The organism is Bradyrhizobium mercantei (assembly GCF_001982635.1).
Lineage (GTDB): Bacteria > Pseudomonadota > Alphaproteobacteria > Rhizobiales > Xanthobacteraceae > Bradyrhizobium > Bradyrhizobium mercantei.
Map to the genome: position 1 here is coordinate 17298 of NZ_MKFI01000011.1, position 16975 is coordinate 34272.

At 65.9% G+C, this 16975-nt stretch carries 18 protein-coding genes and 1 pseudogene; 11 read left to right on the forward strand and 8 right to left on the reverse strand.

Going from position 1 to position 16975, the window contains the following annotated elements; translation table 11 throughout:
- Nucleotides 1-7: 7 nt before the first annotated feature.
- Nucleotides 8-1201, reverse strand: coding sequence for a glutamine-hydrolyzing carbamoyl-phosphate synthase small subunit (gene carA / locus BI327_RS37240; RefSeq protein WP_076866433.1), 1194 nt, complete (start codon nucleotides 1199-1201; stop codon nucleotides 8-10).
- Nucleotides 1202-1361: 160 nt separating this feature from the next.
- On the opposite strand from carA, the gene BI327_RS37245 reads away from it, so the two are divergent.
- The 8 genes from BI327_RS37245 to BI327_RS37280 all read left to right on the forward strand — a co-directional run bounded on the left by BI327_RS37245 (nucleotide 1362) and on the right by BI327_RS37280 (nucleotide 7695).
- Nucleotides 1362-2063 carry an alpha/beta fold hydrolase gene (locus tag BI327_RS37245; RefSeq protein ID WP_076866435.1) on the forward strand — a complete coding sequence of 234 codons (702 nt, stop codon included), beginning with the start codon at nucleotides 1362-1364 and terminating at the stop codon, nucleotides 2061-2063.
- A 58-nt stretch (nucleotides 2064-2121) separates the two neighbouring features.
- Nucleotides 2122-2577 carry a GatB/YqeY domain-containing protein gene (locus BI327_RS37250; RefSeq protein WP_076866436.1) on the forward strand — a complete coding sequence of 152 codons (456 nt, stop codon included), beginning with the start codon at nucleotides 2122-2124 and terminating at the stop codon, nucleotides 2575-2577.
- Between the two features lie 15 nt (nucleotides 2578-2592).
- Complete coding sequence (locus BI327_RS37255; RefSeq protein ID WP_076866438.1) at nucleotides 2593-3060, forward strand: hypothetical protein; 468 nt, start codon at nucleotides 2593-2595, stop codon at nucleotides 3058-3060.
- Between the two features lie 56 nt (nucleotides 3061-3116).
- A complete protein-coding gene (locus tag BI327_RS37260) occupies nucleotides 3117-4637 on the forward strand; it encodes an FAD-dependent oxidoreductase (RefSeq protein ID WP_076866440.1) in 1521 nt (506 codons plus the stop codon).
- 56 nt (nucleotides 4638-4693) lie between these two features.
- Nucleotides 4694-6304 carry an acyl-CoA synthetase gene (locus tag BI327_RS37265; protein WP_076866442.1) on the forward strand — a complete coding sequence of 537 codons (1611 nt, stop codon included), beginning with the start codon at nucleotides 4694-4696 and terminating at the stop codon, nucleotides 6302-6304.
- A gap of 32 nt (nucleotides 6305-6336) precedes the next feature.
- Nucleotides 6337-6807 (forward strand): MarR family winged helix-turn-helix transcriptional regulator, encoded by a 471-nt coding sequence (locus BI327_RS37270; RefSeq protein ID WP_076866444.1) that lies wholly within the window; start codon nucleotides 6337-6339, stop codon nucleotides 6805-6807.
- 81 nt (nucleotides 6808-6888) lie between these two features.
- A complete protein-coding gene (locus tag BI327_RS37275) occupies nucleotides 6889-7257 on the forward strand; it encodes a nuclear transport factor 2 family protein (RefSeq protein ID WP_076866446.1) in 369 nt (122 codons plus the stop codon).
- A gap of 3 nt (nucleotides 7258-7260) precedes the next feature.
- Nucleotides 7261-7695: a hypothetical protein gene (locus BI327_RS37280; RefSeq protein WP_076866447.1), complete on the forward strand. Its 435-nt coding sequence runs from the start codon at nucleotides 7261-7263 to the stop codon at nucleotides 7693-7695.
- Nucleotides 7696-7889: 194 nt separating this feature from the next.
- On the opposite strand, the gene BI327_RS37285 is transcribed toward BI327_RS37280, so the two are convergent.
- The 4 genes from BI327_RS37285 to BI327_RS37300 are packed head-to-tail and all read right to left on the reverse strand — an operon-like array spanning nucleotide 7890 to nucleotide 9669.
- On the reverse strand, nucleotides 7890-8405 hold the full coding sequence (locus BI327_RS37285; protein ID WP_076866727.1) for an SRPBCC family protein: 516 nt from the start codon (nucleotides 8403-8405) through the stop codon (nucleotides 7890-7892).
- A gap of 32 nt (nucleotides 8406-8437) precedes the next feature.
- Nucleotides 8438-8905: an SRPBCC family protein gene (locus tag BI327_RS37290; RefSeq protein WP_076866449.1), complete on the reverse strand. Its 468-nt coding sequence runs from the start codon at nucleotides 8903-8905 to the stop codon at nucleotides 8438-8440.
- The gene (locus BI327_RS37295) at nucleotides 8898-9362 is read right to left on the reverse strand and encodes an SRPBCC family protein (RefSeq protein WP_076866451.1); all 465 of its coding nucleotides are present in this window, start codon (nucleotides 9360-9362) and stop codon (nucleotides 8898-8900) included. Before BI327_RS37295 ends, BI327_RS37290 begins: the two co-directional genes overlap by 8 nt.
- Nucleotides 9355-9669, reverse strand: a complete 315-nt coding sequence (locus BI327_RS37300; RefSeq protein ID WP_028343393.1) for an ArsR/SmtB family transcription factor — start codon at nucleotides 9667-9669, stop codon at nucleotides 9355-9357. Before BI327_RS37300 ends, BI327_RS37295 begins: the two co-directional genes overlap by 8 nt.
- A 120-nt stretch (nucleotides 9670-9789) precedes the next feature.
- Here BI327_RS37300 and BI327_RS37305 point away from each other — a divergent pair, with 120 nt between their 5' ends.
- The 3 genes and pseudogenes from BI327_RS37305 (at nucleotide 9790) to BI327_RS37315 (ending at nucleotide 12515) form a co-directional block, all read left to right on the forward strand.
- Complete coding sequence (locus tag BI327_RS37305) at nucleotides 9790-11232, forward strand: LVIVD repeat-containing protein (RefSeq protein ID WP_076866453.1); 1443 nt, start codon at nucleotides 9790-9792, stop codon at nucleotides 11230-11232.
- A gap of 7 nt (nucleotides 11233-11239) precedes the next feature.
- Nucleotides 11240-11773 carry a hypothetical protein gene (locus BI327_RS37310; RefSeq protein WP_083742377.1) on the forward strand — a complete coding sequence of 178 codons (534 nt, stop codon included), beginning with the start codon at nucleotides 11240-11242 and terminating at the stop codon, nucleotides 11771-11773.
- Nucleotides 11774-11896: 123 nt separating this feature from the next.
- Nucleotides 11897-12515, forward strand: a pseudogene (locus BI327_RS37315) (LysE family translocator).
- 26 nt (nucleotides 12516-12541) lie between these two features.
- On the opposite strand, the gene BI327_RS37320 reads toward BI327_RS37315, so the two are convergent.
- Genes BI327_RS37320 through BI327_RS37330 form a run of 3 tightly spaced genes read right to left on the reverse strand, consistent with a single transcriptional unit; the run spans nucleotide 12542 to nucleotide 16814 of the window.
- Nucleotides 12542-13465 (reverse strand): FAD binding domain-containing protein, encoded by a 924-nt coding sequence (locus tag BI327_RS37320; RefSeq protein WP_076866455.1) that lies wholly within the window; start codon nucleotides 13463-13465, stop codon nucleotides 12542-12544.
- A complete protein-coding gene (locus tag BI327_RS37325; protein ID WP_076866457.1) occupies nucleotides 13462-16143 on the reverse strand; it encodes a molybdopterin-dependent oxidoreductase in 2682 nt (893 codons plus the stop codon). The genes BI327_RS37320 and BI327_RS37325 overlap by 4 nt, the downstream gene beginning before the upstream one ends.
- Nucleotides 16140-16814, reverse strand: coding sequence for a TetR/AcrR family transcriptional regulator (locus BI327_RS37330; protein WP_076866459.1), 675 nt, complete (start codon nucleotides 16812-16814; stop codon nucleotides 16140-16142). Before BI327_RS37330 ends, BI327_RS37325 begins: the two co-directional genes overlap by 4 nt.
- Nucleotides 16815-16975: the final 161 nt, after the last annotated feature.

The following is a 16975-nucleotide window of genomic DNA, read 5'->3' on the forward strand; positions in this document are numbered from 1 at the left end:
ATGTTGTTTAGGCGGCCTGCTTCTTCTTCCGCATCAGGTCGGCAAAGCGCTGGAACAGGTAGTGCGAGTCGCGCGGGCCGGGCGAGGCTTCGGGGTGATATTGCACCGAGAACACCGGCTTGCCCTCGAGCGCGATGCCGCAATTGGAGCCGTCGAACAGCGAGATATGGGTCTGGGTCGCGCCTTTGGGCAGCGTCGCCTGGTCCACCGCAAAGCCGTGGTTCATCGAGGTGATCTCGACCTTGCCGGTGGTCTCGTCCTTGACCGGATGGTTGGCGCCGTGGTGGCCCTGATGCATCTTCATGGTCTTGGCGCCGACGGCGAGGCCGAGCATCTGATGGCCGAGGCAGATGCCGAAGGTCGGCGTCCCCGAGGCGATCACCTGCTGGATGACGGGCACGGCATATTTGCCGGTCGCGGCGGGATCGCCGGGGCCGTTCGACAGGAACACGCCGTCCGGCTTCATCGCCAGGATGTCCTCGGCCGCGGTCGTTGCCGGCACCACGGTCACCTTGGCGCCGACGCCGGCGAGCAGGCGCAGAATGTTGCGCTTGATGCCGTAGTCGATCGCGACCACGTTGAATTCCGGCGCGGTCTGCTGGCCAAAACCCTTGCCCCACACCCAGGGCGTCTCATCCCAGGTGAAGCGCTGGCCGGAGGTGACCATCGGCACCAAATCCATGCCCTCGAGGCCGGGCCATTCCCGGGCCTCTTCCTTCAGGCCGTGCAGGTCGAACTCGCCGGTCTTCGAATGCGCGATCACCGCATTGGGCATGCCCTTGGAGCGGATCAGCGCGGTCAGTGCGCGGGTGTCGATGCCGGAGAGGCCGATGATGCCGCGCGCCTTCAACCACTGGTCGAGATGGCGGGTGGCGCGATAGTTCGAGGGATCCGTGATCGCCGAGCGCAGGATCACGCCGCGCGCGCCGGGCGTCGCGGCCATGTTCACCGTCTCGATGTCTTCCTCGTTGGTACCGACATTGCCGATATGCGGGAAGGTGAAGGTGATGATCTGGCCGGCATAGGACGGATCGGTGAGGATCTCCTCATAGCCGGTCATCGCGGTGTTGAAGCAGACCTCGCCGACGGCGTGGCCTTCCGCGCCGAGACCGAAGCCTTCCAGCACGGTACCATCGGCGAGCACAAGGAGCGCGGTCGGTTTGTGGTCCGGCCAGGCGGGAGCGTTTTCGGGGGTTGTCATGAGCCCTTTAAATAGTCGCCGCACCCTGCGGCGTCAAAGTGAAAGGGCACGGATTCACACGGCAATCCCGTCCGATTTGACAGGCCAGAACGGCCTTTTAATCTAAAGTTCCTCGAAGCGGCCGTTTGCTTGCCGAAAATGACCCGGTCCGGAGCCTCCCATGGACAACACGATGCCGATCCTGCTCGTCCCGGGCCTCATCTGCTCGCCGCGGATCTTCGCCCCGGTCATCCCGGCGCTGTGGCGGCTCGGGCCGGTCACGATCGCCAACCATGTCCGGGACGACAATATGGGGGCGATCGCCCGCCGGATCCTGGCCGAGGCGCCGCCGCGCTTTGCCCTCGCCGGACATTCGATGGGCGGTTACATCGCCTTCGAGATCATGCGGCAGGCGCCGGAGCGCGTGGCGAAGCTGGCGCTGATGAATACGCAGGCGAGGGCGGACACTCCGGAGGCGACCGCGCGCCGCCGCGGCATGATGGAGCGTGCCAAAAGCGGTCAATATCGCAGCGTGGTCGACGAACTGTTTCCCGGCTTCGTGCATCCGTCGCGGCAGGGCGACGCGAGCCTGCGCCAGATTGTTGATGATATGAGCGAGGACGTGGGCGCCGAGGCTTTCATCCGCCAGCAGAACGCGGTGCTCAGCCGGCCGGATTCGCGGCCGAGCATGGCTTGGATCAAGTGCCCGACCTTGGTGCTGACGTCGGATACCGACAACACCGTTCCGAATTCATTGTCGGACGAGATGGCCAACGGCATTCCGGGCGCCAAGCTCGTGGTGCTCGCCGATTGCGGTCACCTGCCGCAGCTGGAGCAGCCGCAGGCCTGCGCCGATGCGCTGGTTGAGTGGCTGAGGAACTAGGTTGTCCTGTTGGTGCAAACTGCCTACATGAAGGGATTACCGGCTTAAGGATACCAGGATGCTGCGCGACGACATCAACACTGCGGTCAAGGAAGCGATGAAGGCGAAGGACGAGCGCAAGCTCTCCACGCTGCGCATGGTCAATTCGACCATCAAGAACGCCGACATCGACGCGCGCGGGCAGGGCAAGCCGCCACTCTCCGATGCCGATCTGCTCGGTCTGTTGCAGAAGATGATCAAGCAGCGCCAGGAATCGGTCGAGCTCTACGACAAGGGCGGCCGCGCCGAGCTCGCTGACCAGGAGCGCGCGGAGATCGCCGTGATCTCCGCCTACCTGCCGAAGCAGATGTCCGACGACGACGTGAAGGCCGCGATCGCGGCCATCATCGCCGAGACCAATGCCGCAGGGATCAAGGACATGGGCAAGGTGATCGGCGCCTTGAAGGCGAAATATGCCGGCCAGATGGATTTCGGCAAGGCCAGCGGCCTGGTGAAGGCGGCGCTCGCGGGATAGCGGTGGAGGCTTCCGATGTTTCGTGTCGCCGCGGACAGCCTGGAAGCCTACCTCGCCTTTGATCCGGCCCGGACCGAAGATCTCGAACAACTGCACGCGGTGATGCGGAAGGCTGCGCCTTCGCTCAAGCGGCATTTTCATGCGGGCACGCCGGCCGGCGAGGCCGGCATGCGCATGAACATGATCGGCTACGGCCAGTTTCGCTACGCGATCAAGTCCGGCAAGACGGCAGCCTGGCCCGTGATCGGCGTGGCGCTGCAGAAGAACTACATCAGCGTCTATGTCGCGGTGACCCGTGGCGGCAAGCCGTTGGTGTCTTGCTACGCCGGCAAGCTCGGTGAATTGCGCGCCGGCGGCAACAATTTCAGTTTTGAGACGTTTGATGATCTGAAGACGCCCGCCGTCGCGGCGCTGTTCGCCGAGGCCGCCGATATCTTTAGGGCGGATCAGGAGAACCCGGTCCGCTATATGCAGGGAAGCTGAGGACCCGTGGCAGGCGCCGCCCCGGATGAAGTTCTGGGTATACAGGGAGACAGGCCATGGCCGATCAGCAAGCTCCTTCCGGTCCGGATCTGACACAAGGCGTGGCCCTTTCCGACTTCCCGGGCGCGATGTTGCTCGGCCATGTCGGAGAGGAGGACGTGCTGCTGGTGCGCTCGGGGCCGGATATCTTCGCCATCGATGCGCATTGCAGCCACTACCATGGCCCGCTCGCCGACGGCCTGGTCGAGGGCGAGACCATCCATTGCCCCTGGCATCACGCCTGTTTTGATATTCGCACCGGCGAAGCGACCGCCGCGCCCGCCTTCAACGCGCTCGCGGTCTGGAAGGTCGAGCGCGACGGCGATCGCATCGTCGTGCGCGAGAAGCGCGCGCAGCCGAAGTCTCGCGTCAAGGGCGCCCTCGATGCGCCCGGCCGGATCGTGATTGTCGGCGGAGGTGCGGCAGGCTTCGCCGCGGCCGAGATGCTGCGGCGGCAGGACTATCGCGGCAGCATCGTCATGCTGAGCGGCGAGACCACGCCGCCGGTGGACCGGCCGAATTTGTCGAAGGACTTCCTCGCCGGCAGCGCGCCGGAAGACTGGTTGCCGCTGAAGCCGGACGATTTCTATGCCGACGCGGCGATCGATCTGAAACTCGCGACCGAGGCCAAGTCGATCGACACCGGCCGCCGCAATGTCGTGCTCGCCGGCGGCGAAGCGATCCCCTATGACCGGCTGCTGCTGGCGACCGGTGCCGAGCCGGTGCGGCTGCCGATCCCGGGCGCGGACCAGCCCCACGTTCACGTGTTGCGCACGCTCGACGATTGCCGGGCGATCATCGCCTCGGCCAGCGGCGCGCGCCGCGCTGTCGTGATCGGTGCAAGCTTCATCGGGCTCGAGGTTGCGGCCTCGTTGCGCGCGCGGGAGATCGAGGTTCACGTGGTCGGGCTGGAGCAGCGGCCGATGGAGCGCGTGCTCGGGCCCGACATGGGCGATTTCGTCCGCACGCTGCACGAGGAGCATGGCGTCGTCTTCCATCTCGGCGACACCGTGACCGCGATCGAGGGCAAGCGCGCGCACCTGAAGAGCGGGCCCGTGCTCGACGCCGATCTCGTCGTGGTCGGGGTCGGCGTGAAGCCGCGGCTGACGCTGGCGGAGGCAGCCGGGCTCGCGATCGATCGCGGCGTGACGGTGGACGCCTATCTCGAGACCAGCGTTCCCGGCATCTATGCCGCCGGTGACATCGCGCGCTGGCCCGATCCGCACAGCGGCGAGAATATCCGGGTCGAGCACTGGGTGGTGGCCGAGCGCCAGGGCCAGACCGTCGCGTGGAATATGCTCGGGCAGCGCGAGGTCTTCGACGCGGTGCCGTTCTTCTGGAGCCAGCATTACGACGTGCCGATCAACTATGTCGGCCACGCCGAGCAGTGGGACGAGATCGCGGTGGACGGCAGCATCGCCGGCAGGGATTGCGTGCTGCGCTACAAGCGCGGCGGGCGCCTGCTCGCGGTCGCCTCGATCTATCGCGACCTCGACAGCCTCAAGGCCGAAGCCGCGATGCAGCGCGCGGCGGCCTGACCGCTTTCGCCTCTAGGAGGGTTTGTGGTCTGACCGCAATGGTCTAATCTGCGGCCATGCTTCAGGATGCCAAGACCTACGACGAGCTCTATCGCAACTTCCGCTGGGACGTTCCGGCGCGCTTCAACATGGCGACCGCGTGCTGCGATCGTTATGCCGACGGCACCGGCCGGCTTGCGCTGGTCTATGTCGACGAGGATGGCGGCACCACGCGCACCTCGTTCGACGAGGTCGCGGACGCCTCGCGCCGCTTCGCCAACGTCCTGACCGCCGACGGCCTGGTGCGCGGCGACCGCGTCGCGGTGTTCCTGTCGCAATCCCTCGAATTGCCGGTCGCGCATCTCGCCGCATTCCGCGCGGCCATGATCTCGATCCCGCTGTTCGCGCTGTTCGGCGAGGACGCGCTCGAATTCCGCCTGTCGAATTCGGCGGCGAAGGCCGTCGTCACCGATCAGGCCGGTTGGGAGAAGATCGCAAAAATCCGCGACCGGCTGCCCGAGCTGAAGAGCGTCTATATCGTCGGCGACAAGACGCCGGCTGGGACCAAACCATTCTGGAGCGCGATCAAGTCGGCGTCTCCCGAGTTCACCACCGTCGAGACCTCGGCCGATGATCCCGCGCTGATCATCTATACGTCCGGCACCACGGGCAATCCGAAGGGCGCGCTGCATGCGCATCGCGTCGTGCTCGGCCATCTGCCCAATGTCGAGATGTGCCACAACTTCCTGCCGCGGCCGGGCGACCTGATGTGGACGCCGGCCGACTGGGCCTGGATCGGCGGCCTGATCAACGGCCTGTTCGCATTCTGGTATCACGGCATCCCGATGGTCGGTCACCGCGCCCGCAAGTTCGAGCCGCAGGCGGCGATGCAGATGATGGCCGAACTCGGCATCCGCAACGTGTTCCTGCCGCCGACCGCGCTGAAGCTGATGCGGCAGGCCGATGTGAAGAACTCCGGCGTCAAGCTGCGCAGCATCTTCACCGGCGGCGAGTCGCTCGGCGGCGAATTGCTGGGCTGGGTGCGCGAGACCTTCGGCATCGATGCCCACGAAGTGTTCGGGCAGACCGAATGCAATCTCGTGATCGGCAGCAACTCCAATTTGTTTCCGATCCGCCCGGGCTCGATGGGCCGCGCCACGCCGGGCTTCGACGTCCGCATCGTCAACGACAACGGCGAGGAATTGCCGCGCGGGCAGCGCGGCATCATCGGCGTGCGCCAGCCATGCCCCTGCACCATGATCGAGTACTGGCGCAATCCGGAGGCCACCGCGAAGAAATACGCCGGCGAGTTTCTCTTGACCGGCGATCTCGGCGTGCAGGATGAGGACGGCTATTTCTGGTACGTCAGCCGCGAGGACGACGTCATCACCACGGCCGGTTATCGCGTCGGCCCGTCCGAGATCGAGCACACGCTGATGAAGCATCCCGCGGTCGCGATGTCGGCGGTGGTCGGCATCCCCGATCCGATCCGCACCGAATCGATCAAGGCCTGGATCGTGCTGCGGCCGGGTTATGCGGCGAACGACGCCCTCGCGCGCGAGATCCAGGAGTTCGTCAAGGTGCAGCTCGCCGCCCACGAATACCCGCGCTTCGTGCAGTTCGCCGACAGCCTGCCGATGACGGCGACCGGCAAGGTGTTGCGGCGCGAGCTGCGGGCGCTGGGCTAGATTCCTTCCGGCAAGTTCGACACGATAGGCAAATGCAGAAAACTGCCTCCCAGGTCCCGGGCCTGCACCGCGCCTCGCTCAGGAAGCTCCACGAACTGGATGGAGCGCTGGAGCTGATGTACTACGGCTGGCGCGGGATGACGCTGGAGGCCGACGCGTATCTTGCCACGGTCGGCCTGTCACGCCCGCACCATCGCATCCTCTATGTCGTTGCACGGCGGCCCGACATCTCGATCGGTGAACTGATCGAGGTGCTCGGTATTTCCAAGCAGGCCTTGAACCGCCCACTCGCATTGCTGCTGGAGCGTAAACTCGTCGCAGCGAAGCGGTCGCCCGAGCAGCATCGTTCGAAATTGCTGCGCCTGACCGCAGCAGGGCAAAAGATCGAACAGAGCGCGTCCAACCACGAGCGCAAGGTCCTCCGTGACGCCTTCGCCCATGTCGGCGCGCCCGGCGCCGCCGCGTGGATGGCGGTCATGGGGGCGATCGCCGACAACAGCTAGCCGCATCCTCACGTCAACATAGTTGACGTGAGAATTGTGCCGTGCCAGTCTTCCCGCCGTCACGCCGGGGAGGGCGGTAGCATGGGCGAACAGATCATGGATCGGGCGGCGGCCGGACGCTTTGTCGAGGCGTGGTGTGCCAACTGGTGCAAGGTCGATATCGACGCCGTGGTCGCGCACTTTGCCGAGAATGCGGAGATGCGCAGCCCCCTGGCGCTGAAATTGACGGAGTCCCCTGTGGTCGCCGGGGTCGAGAACATCCGCGCCTACTGGCGCAAGGCTTATGGAAGCATCGAAAGCGCTGATCTCAAGATCCTGAACTGGAGCTGGGATGAGACGATCGCGCGCCTGACGGTGTGGTGGCAATTGGGCGACACGCGCGCCAGCGAGTTCATGGACTTCGACGGCGCCGGACGTGTGGTGCGCAGCGAAGCATTCTACGGAAAATAGCCGATGCGATTTTCTGATGTCGTCCTGCTGCTCAACGCGCTCTGGTTTTGCGCCGCCTTTGTCCAGTTCAGCATCGCCCAGCGCAACACGCTCAAGATCCTGGTCCCGCGCGAGGAGCGCGGCAATCCGATTGCGCCGACCTTGTCGGCCAGCGTGGCGTTTCTCGGCGGCATCAACCTGCCGATCGGGCTGCTGTCACTGTATTTCCTGCTCGCAAGGCCGCCGTTCTTCCAGGCCGTCGAGGCGCAGCTCGCGCTGTTCCTGTTCTTCGCCGCGTGTCACTTCAGCCAGTTCGCCTACAATCTGCCGGTGCTGATGCGCGGCGGACGCGTCGGGGTCGCCTACTGGCCGGTGCTGAAGGGTCCGATGCTCCGGATCTTCGTCATCGACGCGACCTTGTTTGCGGCGAATCTTATGGTCGCGCTGTTGCTTGTGTAGCCCGTCATTGCGACTGCGATAACTTTCTCCACGTCGTCCCGGGCAGCGCAGCGCGACCCGGGCCCCATAACCAAAGGGTGTCGTTGTTGCACGGCGCTGTGGCCCCAGCGAACTCTAACCGCCCAGAGCGGTGGTTATGGGTCCCTGCTTTCGCAGGGACGACAGCGGTTTATGGGGCGGCTGTAGCGCAAACCTCACGACGGCATCGCGATCCCCAATTCCTTCAGCGCGGCCAGCATGCGCGCCGGCGGCTGCATCGGGATCACCATGGCCTTGCCGGTCTCCAGCAGGCTCTTCAGGCTGGAGAGGATCGCCGGCCAGCCGGTGCGGCCGCCTTCGAGGATGTCGTCGCTGATCGGGCGGTCATGCGATTGCAGCAAGGTCAGCTTCACGCCGTCGCCGGCCGGCTCGATCTCCCAGGTGACGAGCGTCGGCCCGAGCTTTTCGACCAGCTGCGGCCAGTTGACGTTGAAGGTGACGGTCAATCGCTTCAGGGGATCGCACTCGATTACCTCGCCTGAGATATGCAGCGCGCCGTCGGGCGTGCGAACGATGTAGGCGCCGCCGATGCGAAGATCGACCTCGACCGCGTGGCCGGAGAAATACTGCCGGCTGGACTCGGCACTCGTCAGGGCCTGCCACACCTTCTCCGGCGTGGCGGCGATGTAGATCGCGTAGACGATCGCCGGCTTGAATGTCTCGATGTTCATGTCCGCACGTGTCCTTCGGTAGATCTTCATTGTCATTCGAAGCCGTCGATTCCGAGCGCGGCGGGCGGGATCGCGGCCACCTTGCCGGTTTCGAGCAGGCTCTTGAGGCCGGACAGGATCGCAGGCCAGCCCCTGGAAATGCCGTCGAGCAGCTTGCTGCCGACGCCGAAGCCCTCATGGGTCACCGTCAGCTTCACGATCTGGCCGAACGGCTCGAGCGTGAACACGACCTTGGTTGCCGGCTCCTTGCGCATGTCGGGATCGGCCTCGTGCTTGAACGTGTAGGCGAGGCGCCGCGGCCAGTCGGCCTGAAGGATCTCGCCGGTGTCGGTGGTCTTGCCGCTCATCACCAGCGCGAGCGGCGAGCCGACCTTCCAGTCCGATTGCAGCTCGGTGTCGAACCAGTATTGCCGTGTGAAGGTGCTTGAGGTCAGCGCGTCCCACAGCCGTTCCGGCGTGGTCTCGATATAGGTGACGTAGACGAATTCGGGCTTAGGCATGGTAGGGCTCCCTGGCGGGGCTTGTGAGCAGCTCGGCCGGCAATTCGCGGCCGGTCTCCAGAAAACTCTTCAGGCTTGCAATCACCATCGGCCAGCCGCCGGAGATGTCGCGCAGCGTCTTGGGACCGAGCTGGTCGTGCGTCACCGTCAGCTTGACGACCCCGCCGTGCGGTTCGATGTCGAAGGTGACGCGCGAGATCTGCTCGCGCTCGACGCCTTCCTTCACCACATCCCAGCTATAAGCCAGCCTGTTCGGCGGATCGGCGATGAGCACCTCGCCCTGCACGGCGCGGCTGCCGTCCTTGGCGAGTTTGTAGGGCGACCCGACCTTCCAGTCGGAACTGACGCGATAGCCGAACCAGAAGCGCTCGGTGAACTCGCTCGATGTCAGCGCGTGCCACAGCTTCTCGGCCGTGGTCTCGATATAGGTGATGTAGACGTAGTCGGGTTTACTCATCACGCTTCTCCAATTGTCTTTTCAATTCGCTGAGCGCGGCGAGTTTCCCGCGCTCGAACTTCCTGATCCACCGCTCGCCGATCTGATGGATCGGAACCGGGTTGAGGTAATGCAGCTTCTCGCGGCCATGCTTGATCGTGGTGACGAGGTTGGCCTCCTCGAGAATCACAAGGTGCTTGGTGACGGCCTGACGCGTCATGTCGAGGCCGTCGCAGAGCTCGCCGAGCGTCTGCCCGTTCTGATCATGAAGCCGGTCAAGCAGCGTGCGCCGTGAGGCATCCGCGAGGGCTTTGAAGACTTCATCCATGGGTTGGATAATAGGCAACCAAATGGTTGCATGTCAAGGGCGTGTATTTGGGCGGCCATTTCGCCGTGCTATCGTCAGCGGCAGCCAACGCAGATTGGTAGGAAATACGGGGTGGTGCGCATGGGTGGTCGCGTTACGGCAGCTTGCTGCACGTTTCTTCTTGTCCTGCTCGCAAATGCCGCGAGCGCCCAGCAGAAGATCGGCGATCCGCCCGAAGCCTCCAACATGAGGCTGGTTGGAACCAACGATTTGCAGGCGCGCAGCGCCTATCAGCCGACCATTCATCACCAGGGCGACCGCTGGATCGCCTATATCGGCCACCACGGCGGCACCGACGACATTCCCGATCCCGTCAACCCGATGACCGGCAAGGCCGAGCCGAACGGAACCTCGATCGTCGACGTCACCGATCCCGCGCATCCGAAGTACCTGCGGCACATTCCGGGACAGGAAGGCAAATATGAATCCGGCGGCGCGCAGATGGTGCGGATCTGCGACGGCAAGGATCTGCCGAAGGGCGACCGCAACGCGGTCTACATGCTGCGCGCCGTTGGCAGCGAGGGGCATGAAATCTGGAATGTCGCCGATCCCGCAAATCCCGTCCTCGTGACCCACATTGGCGAGGGCCTGAAGGACACGCACAAGAATTTCTGGGAATGCAGCACCGGCATCGCCTACCTGGTCTCCGGCGCGCCGGACTGGCGCACGCGGCGGATGACGCAGATCTACGATCTCTCCGATCCCGCGCATCCCCTGAAGATCAGGGATTTCGGCCTGCCCGGGCAGGAGCCGGGCGCGACCGGCGCGGTGCCGACCGAATTGCACGGGCCGATCTCGACCGGGCCGAAGGGCAACCGGGTCTATTTCGGCTACGGCACCAACAAGGGCGGCTTCCTGCAGATCGTCGATCGCGACAAGCTGCTGAACGGAGCGAAAGAACCGACGCCGGACAATCTGACATTCCCGGAGATCGCGCGGATGCCGCTGTCGGCGATGAACGGCGCGCATACGGTATTTCCGATGCCCGGCATGCCGATCGCGGAATTCGCTCATGACAAGGACGGCAAGACCCGCGACATCGTGATGATCGTCGACGAGGCGATCCAGAACGAATGCGGCGAGGGCAGGCAGATGGTGTGGTTTGCCGACGTGACGACAGAAGCACGGCCGATGATGATCTCGAGCTTCACCGTGCCCGAAGCGTCCGGCAATTTTTGCGAGCGCGGCGGACGGTTTGGCTCGCATTCGTCGAACGAGAGCATGGCGCCGGTCTATTACAAGAAGCTGGCCTTCATCGCCTTCTTCAACGCCGGCGTCCGCGCGCTCGATATCCGCGATCCCTATCACCCCAGGGAAGTCGGGTACTTCATTCCCTCCATCACAGCGGCGACCGATAAGCGCTGCGTCACCATCGACGGCCGTGACCGCTGCAAGGTCGCGATCCAGACCAACAATGTCGAGACCGATGATCGCGGCTACATCTACGCGGTCGACCGCGCCAACACCGGCCTGCACATTCTCGAACTGACCGGCGCCGCGCGCGCCATCGCCGGTCTGCCGTGAGAGCGCCATGATGCGCGCATGGCCGGTGATCGCGGCGATGTTCATGGCGCTCGGCGGCCTGTCGGCCGTGGCCGGCTACGAGATGGCACAGCCACAGGCCGCGCAGTGGCGCGAGATCGCCTGGCCGTTCCCGCGCGACGGCTGGCCCGCCGGCCGCGCCTTCCGTTGCAGCGCGGCCGAGTGCGGCGGCGATGTCGAGGTCTATCTCAGGCCGAAACTCGGCTTCTGCAACTGCGACAGCGGCGTTGCCGATGACGACGAGGTCGACCGCGTTGCTGATGTCGACATGATCAGCCCGCGCTTCGTGCCGCGCAAGGCGGGCGATGTCGTCGATGTCGCGGATATGCCGGGGCGGATCAGGGCCTATGATCTCGACGGCCACCGCACCGCGATCGGCATTGCGGTGTCGCATCGCTGCGATCTCATGGCGGTGGCGGCGCAGGGCAGCGGCGACGCGGACGGCGTGCAGCGGGTGACGTTGAGATTCCTGGAGTCGCAAGAGATCACGAAATGGATGACGTCAGCGCTGAATGGGCAATAGAATACGTCATGCCCGGGCTTGTCCCGGGCATCCACGTCTTTATGATCCCAACTGCACGAGCATAAGACGTGGATGGCCGGGACAAGCCCGGCCATGACGAGAATTACCAGCTGGATCGCCAACATGTCCCTGCAAGCCTATTTCGCCTTTGTCGCAGCCTGCATCGCGCTGGCGCTGCTGCCCGGGTCCTATCGTCACGATGGTGATCGCCAACGGGCTGCGTTACGGCACCCGCGCCGCGCTCACCAATGTGCTGGGCGCGCAGGTCGGGCTCGCGATCGTGATCGGCATCGTCGCGGTCGGCCTCACCTCGCTGATGGCCACCATGGGCTACTGGTTCAACTGGGTGCGGTTTGCCGGCGCCGCCTATCTGGTCTGGCTCGGCATCAAGCTGATCCGCTCGCCGGTCGAGGGCGTCGGCACCGACGACAAGCCGCCGCCGCCGCGCGGCGGCTTCTTCCTGCAGGGCTTTCTGGTGCTGCTCTCGAACCCGAAGGTGCTGGTGTTCTTCGGCGCCTTCATTCCGCAGTTCATGGATATGGACAAGCCGCATTTGCCGCAGGTGGCGCTGCTCGGCGTCACCTTCATGGCGACCGCGGTGCTGACCGACGCCGCCTACGCGTTGGCGGCCGGCCGCGCCCGGAAGTTCTTCTCAAAAGAGCGGACTCGGCTGATGTCGCGCATATCAGGCGGCTTCATGATCGGCGGCGGCATCTGGCTGGCGCTGACCCGGGCGCGCTGAGCCCGGCGCCGAAACGGTTGGCTGCGCTATAGCGCAATCCGCTCGACGACGTCGCGCACCAGGCCGGTCAGCAGCTCGAGCTTGTATCCGGTCATCGGCAGCGGTTTTGCGCCTGATGCCGCAGGCGCGGCGGCCTGTGCGATGGTCGCGGCGTTGGCTGGCTTGCCTTCCAGCGCGGCAGCGGATGCTGTGAGACGCAGCGGCACCGGAGCGATGCCGCCGGCGGCGATGTGGACCTGCTGGAAGGTGCCGCCCGAGATCACGGCGCGTACGCAGATCTCGACCAGCGGCCATTCCGCATAGGAGCGGCTGATGGCGCGCTTGTAGAGCGCGCGCTCGCCGGCGAGCGGGGCAGGGAGCTCGATTCGCTCGATCCGTTCGCCCGGTGCAAGCAGATTGTCGGCCGCGCCGTTGCTGCCGTCGCCGAGCAGGTCGGTGATCGACAATCCGCTGCGCCGGTCCGTGGTCACCTTGGCGTCGTAGGCCAGCAGCGCCATCGCCATGGTCGACGGATGCGGCGCCACGCAGGGGCCGAGATCGAAGGCGACGTGATAGAGATGATTGCCGGCTCGGGCCGGACAGTCGGTGCCGCCCTTCTTGAGGCAGGCGATCTGCGGATTGCGGAAATACCAGCAGCGCGAACGCTGCGCGAGGTTGCCGCCGAGCGTCGCCATGTGCCGGATCTGCGGCGTGGCGAGGCCCTGCGCGGCAGCAGTGATGCCCGGATAGGCTTGCGCAAGCCGCGCGTCGGACGCGATCGCAGCGATCGCGGTCAGCGCGCCGATCCGCGCCGCGCCGTCCGCGCCCCACGCAATTCCGATCGTATCGGGACTGGCGGTGAGATCGATCACCGCCCCGCACGACAGGCCGCTGCGGCGGCGCTCCGACAGGTCGGTGCCGGCGGCGCGGTACTCGGGCGCGGATATGGCGTCTGCGGTAGCGACACTCATGCGGCATCCCTCCCTTTCAGCGCTTCGACGATACGGTCGGGCCGGATTGGAATCTCGGTGAGGCGCACGCCGATCGCGTTGTGGATCGCGTTCGCGACCGCAGCCGAGGTCGGCACCGTCGACGCCTCGCCGATACCGACGCTGTTGCCGAGCACATGGTCGAAGCCGGCTTCGTCGAAATGGACGTCGATCTCGGGCGTGTCGGCGATCCCGGGGATGCGGTAGTCCTCCATCCCCGCGGTCAGGACGTCGCCGGTCTTCGGATCGAGCTCGCGCGCCTCGTAGAGCGCGTAGCCGAGGCCCTGGATGACCGCGCCGCAGGCCTGGCTGCGTGCCAGCGCGGGTGCTGCGATCTTGCCGACCGCGATGCCGGTGTGCACGTTGAGCACGCGGACATGGCCGAGCCAGGTGTCGACCTCAACCTCGATCACCTGCACCGAACTCGGTACGCCGGCGCCGACCGCAATGTTGGAGAAGCGGCGCATCATCCAGCCGAACACCATGCCGATCAGGCCGACTTCGCGCAGCGGCGAGCGGACGCCGGGCGCGGTGTTCTTGCCGTCCTCGCCGCGCGTCTCCACCACGGCGATGTCGGGCGAGCGCGCGATCAGCTCGCGCCACGGCGCGTTCGAGCCGGGGGCAGGCTTTCGCGTCGCCTGTTCGAGCATCGCGGCCTTCAGCTTCCGCACCGCCTGCAGCGTCGGCGGCATCACCGAGGCGGTGACGCGGCTGCCGCCGGAGCCGGGTCCTTCGGGCAGCGAGGAATCGCCGATCCGCACGTCGATGTCACTGGGTTCGAGATCGAACTCGCGCGCGATCGTGTCGGCAAGCACGCTGCGGGTGCCGGTGCCGATGTCCTGCGTCGCGGTGCTGGCGACGATGCGGCCGCCCTTGACCGCGACCTCGACCTTCACGTTGGGCTGCCAGAGATAGAGCCAGTAGCCGGTCGCCATGCCGATGCCGCGGCGATAGCGCCCGTTCTGCGATGGCTTGCGGTTGCGCCAGATCTCGAGCCCGGAGGCCCAGTCGTATAGCCGCTGGCGGTTCGGATCGGGATCCCAGCGCTTGCGCAGGGCGATCGGATCGACATTGAGCCGCAACGCGGCCTCGTCGATCGCCTGCTCGACCGCGAATGCCATCGGCGGACCGCCGGGGCCGCGGAAGGCGGCGCCGGGCGGCAGATTGCTGATGACGTCGAAATCCGAAAGATCCTTCGCCTCGGCCGGATAGATCAGCCGCGCGAGGCCCGCGATCGTCGAGTTGGTCGCGGCTCCCGTATCGGCATGCGCGGTGACGGAGAGCGCCTTCAGGCCGCCTTGCTCGGACGGCAGCAGCGCCACCTTCAATTCGGCGGCCGGCCGATAGCCGGCAACCGAAAGCTCTTCCTGCCGATCGTAGGCGACCCGCACCGGCGCCTTCGCCTCGCGGGCGAGCTCGATCGCGGCGATCGTCTCGGTGCCGAGGCTCGCCTTCGATCCGAAGCCGCCGCCGACGTGCTCGGCGATCACGCGGACCTTGTCGTGATCGAGCTTGTAGCGCTTTGCGATCTGCTCCTTGAGGTGAAACACTTGCTGCGTCGAGGCGTGCAAGGTCAGCCGGTCGCCGTCGAAGCGCGCCACCGCGGCGTGCGGCTCCAGGCATGCATGCTGCTGCGTGGCGGTGCGGAAGGTGGCCTCGACGAGCAGGGCGTTGTTGGCCTGGCGCGCTTCGTCGACCCAGTTGCGCGCCTTCTTGGCGCGCGTCGAGAACACCGCGGTCGGACCGCGGATGTTCTGCTTCCATGGCGCCGGCCCGCCGGCCGCCTCCGAGACGTTGCCGGCCCGCTTGCGGCTGGCCTTGTCGAACACCACGGGCGCGTCGTCCTTGCGCCCGGCATCGAGCCCGACCACGGCGGGCAGCCGTTCGCTGGTCAGCTTGATCGCAACGAGTGCGGCCAGCGCGGACTTGCGGTCAGGAGCCGCGACCGCCGCAATCGGCTCGCCGACATAGCGCACGATCTTGTCGTCGCCGAGCAGCGACACCGCGGTGACGCCTGCGAGCGCACGCGCCGCGGCAAGATCGAGCGCGGTGATGCGGGCATGTGCCTCGCGCGAGCGCAGGATCAGGCCTTCGAGCTGGCCGTCATGGTTGATGTCGACGGTGTATTTCGCCGCGCCCGTCACCTTGTCGCGCGCCTCGATGCGGGGCGCCGTGACGTTGTCGCCGTCGAAGCGGCCGGCGCAGGCATCCGCCACCGCACGAAAGATGCTGTCATAGGCGCCGCAGCGGCAGAGATGGCCCGACAGCGCCGCGCCGATCTCCTCGCGCGACGGGACGGCCGCTCCCCTGGTCGCGCGCCAGCTGTCGCAGAATGCAGTTGCTTCCACGATGAAGCCGGGCGTGCAGAAGCCGCATTGCAGGGCGTCATGCGCCATGAACGCCTTCTGCACCGGATGCAGCCTGACGGCGCCGATGCCTTCTACCGTCGTCACCGCCTTGCCGGCCGCGGCCTGCGCCGGCATCAGGCAGCTTGCGACCGGCGCGCCGTCGACCAGCACCGTGCAGGCGCCGCAGACGCCGGCGCCGCACACGAGCTTGGTGCCGGTGAGCTTGAGCTGGTCGCGCACGATGTCGATCAGGAGCGCGTCGGGATCGTCGGGCAGGGATTCGACGCGGCCGTTGACGGTCGTCGTGGTCATGACTGTCCTCCAGTCGTCTTGCGTGTCGGCTTTCTGGGGATTGCCGCCTTCTTGACGGGCGGCTTCTGCGATTTGGGTTCGGATTTCGGCGTGGCGCCCGCGCAGAGCGTCCGCACCATGATCGCCATGTCCTTCAGGAACGCATCCGCCGGCTGCATCGCCGGATACTGCGACTTCGCGGCGTACATCGACATCTCGACCAGCCGGGCGAATTCGGCCGGCGACAGGCCCTGCGGCAGCGCCAGCTGCTGCCGGCGCACGACCCGCGAGATCGTGGCGACCATGCGCTCCGCGTAGCGTGCGGCATAGGTTTGATAGAGGTCGCGCGCATGCACGAGGTGTTCGGAATACAATTCCTCGAGATGCGGCGAGCCGTCCAGCGATCCGATCATGGTCGACATCCGCGCGGTCATGCCCGCGGCGAGGATGTCGCCGAGATCGGCGCCGGCCGCTTCCGCGCCGGCGACGGCGGTCTCCTCGGCCGCGATCGCGCTCTCATGCACGCGTTCGATCACGGCGCGGAACAGCGCCTCCTTGGATTCGAAATGATGATAGAGCGCCTGCCGCGTCAGGCCGGCCGCTTCGGCGACCTGCTCGATCGAGGAGCGGCGAAAGCCGTGCCGGCGGAACACCAGCATGGTGGCATCGAGGATGCGGGTTTTCGGTCCCATTTGACGATTTTGACAATTGTAGAAGATTTGTCAAATCGCGATTTGGTGAGGCAGCTCGCCGCGCGGCCCCGTGCGTGTGTGAGCGGCATCACGGATGGCCGCGCCCGGCTGCATCAAGCTTGGGTCATGCAAGGGCGAACCTGTTCGTCCTGGAGCTTGCG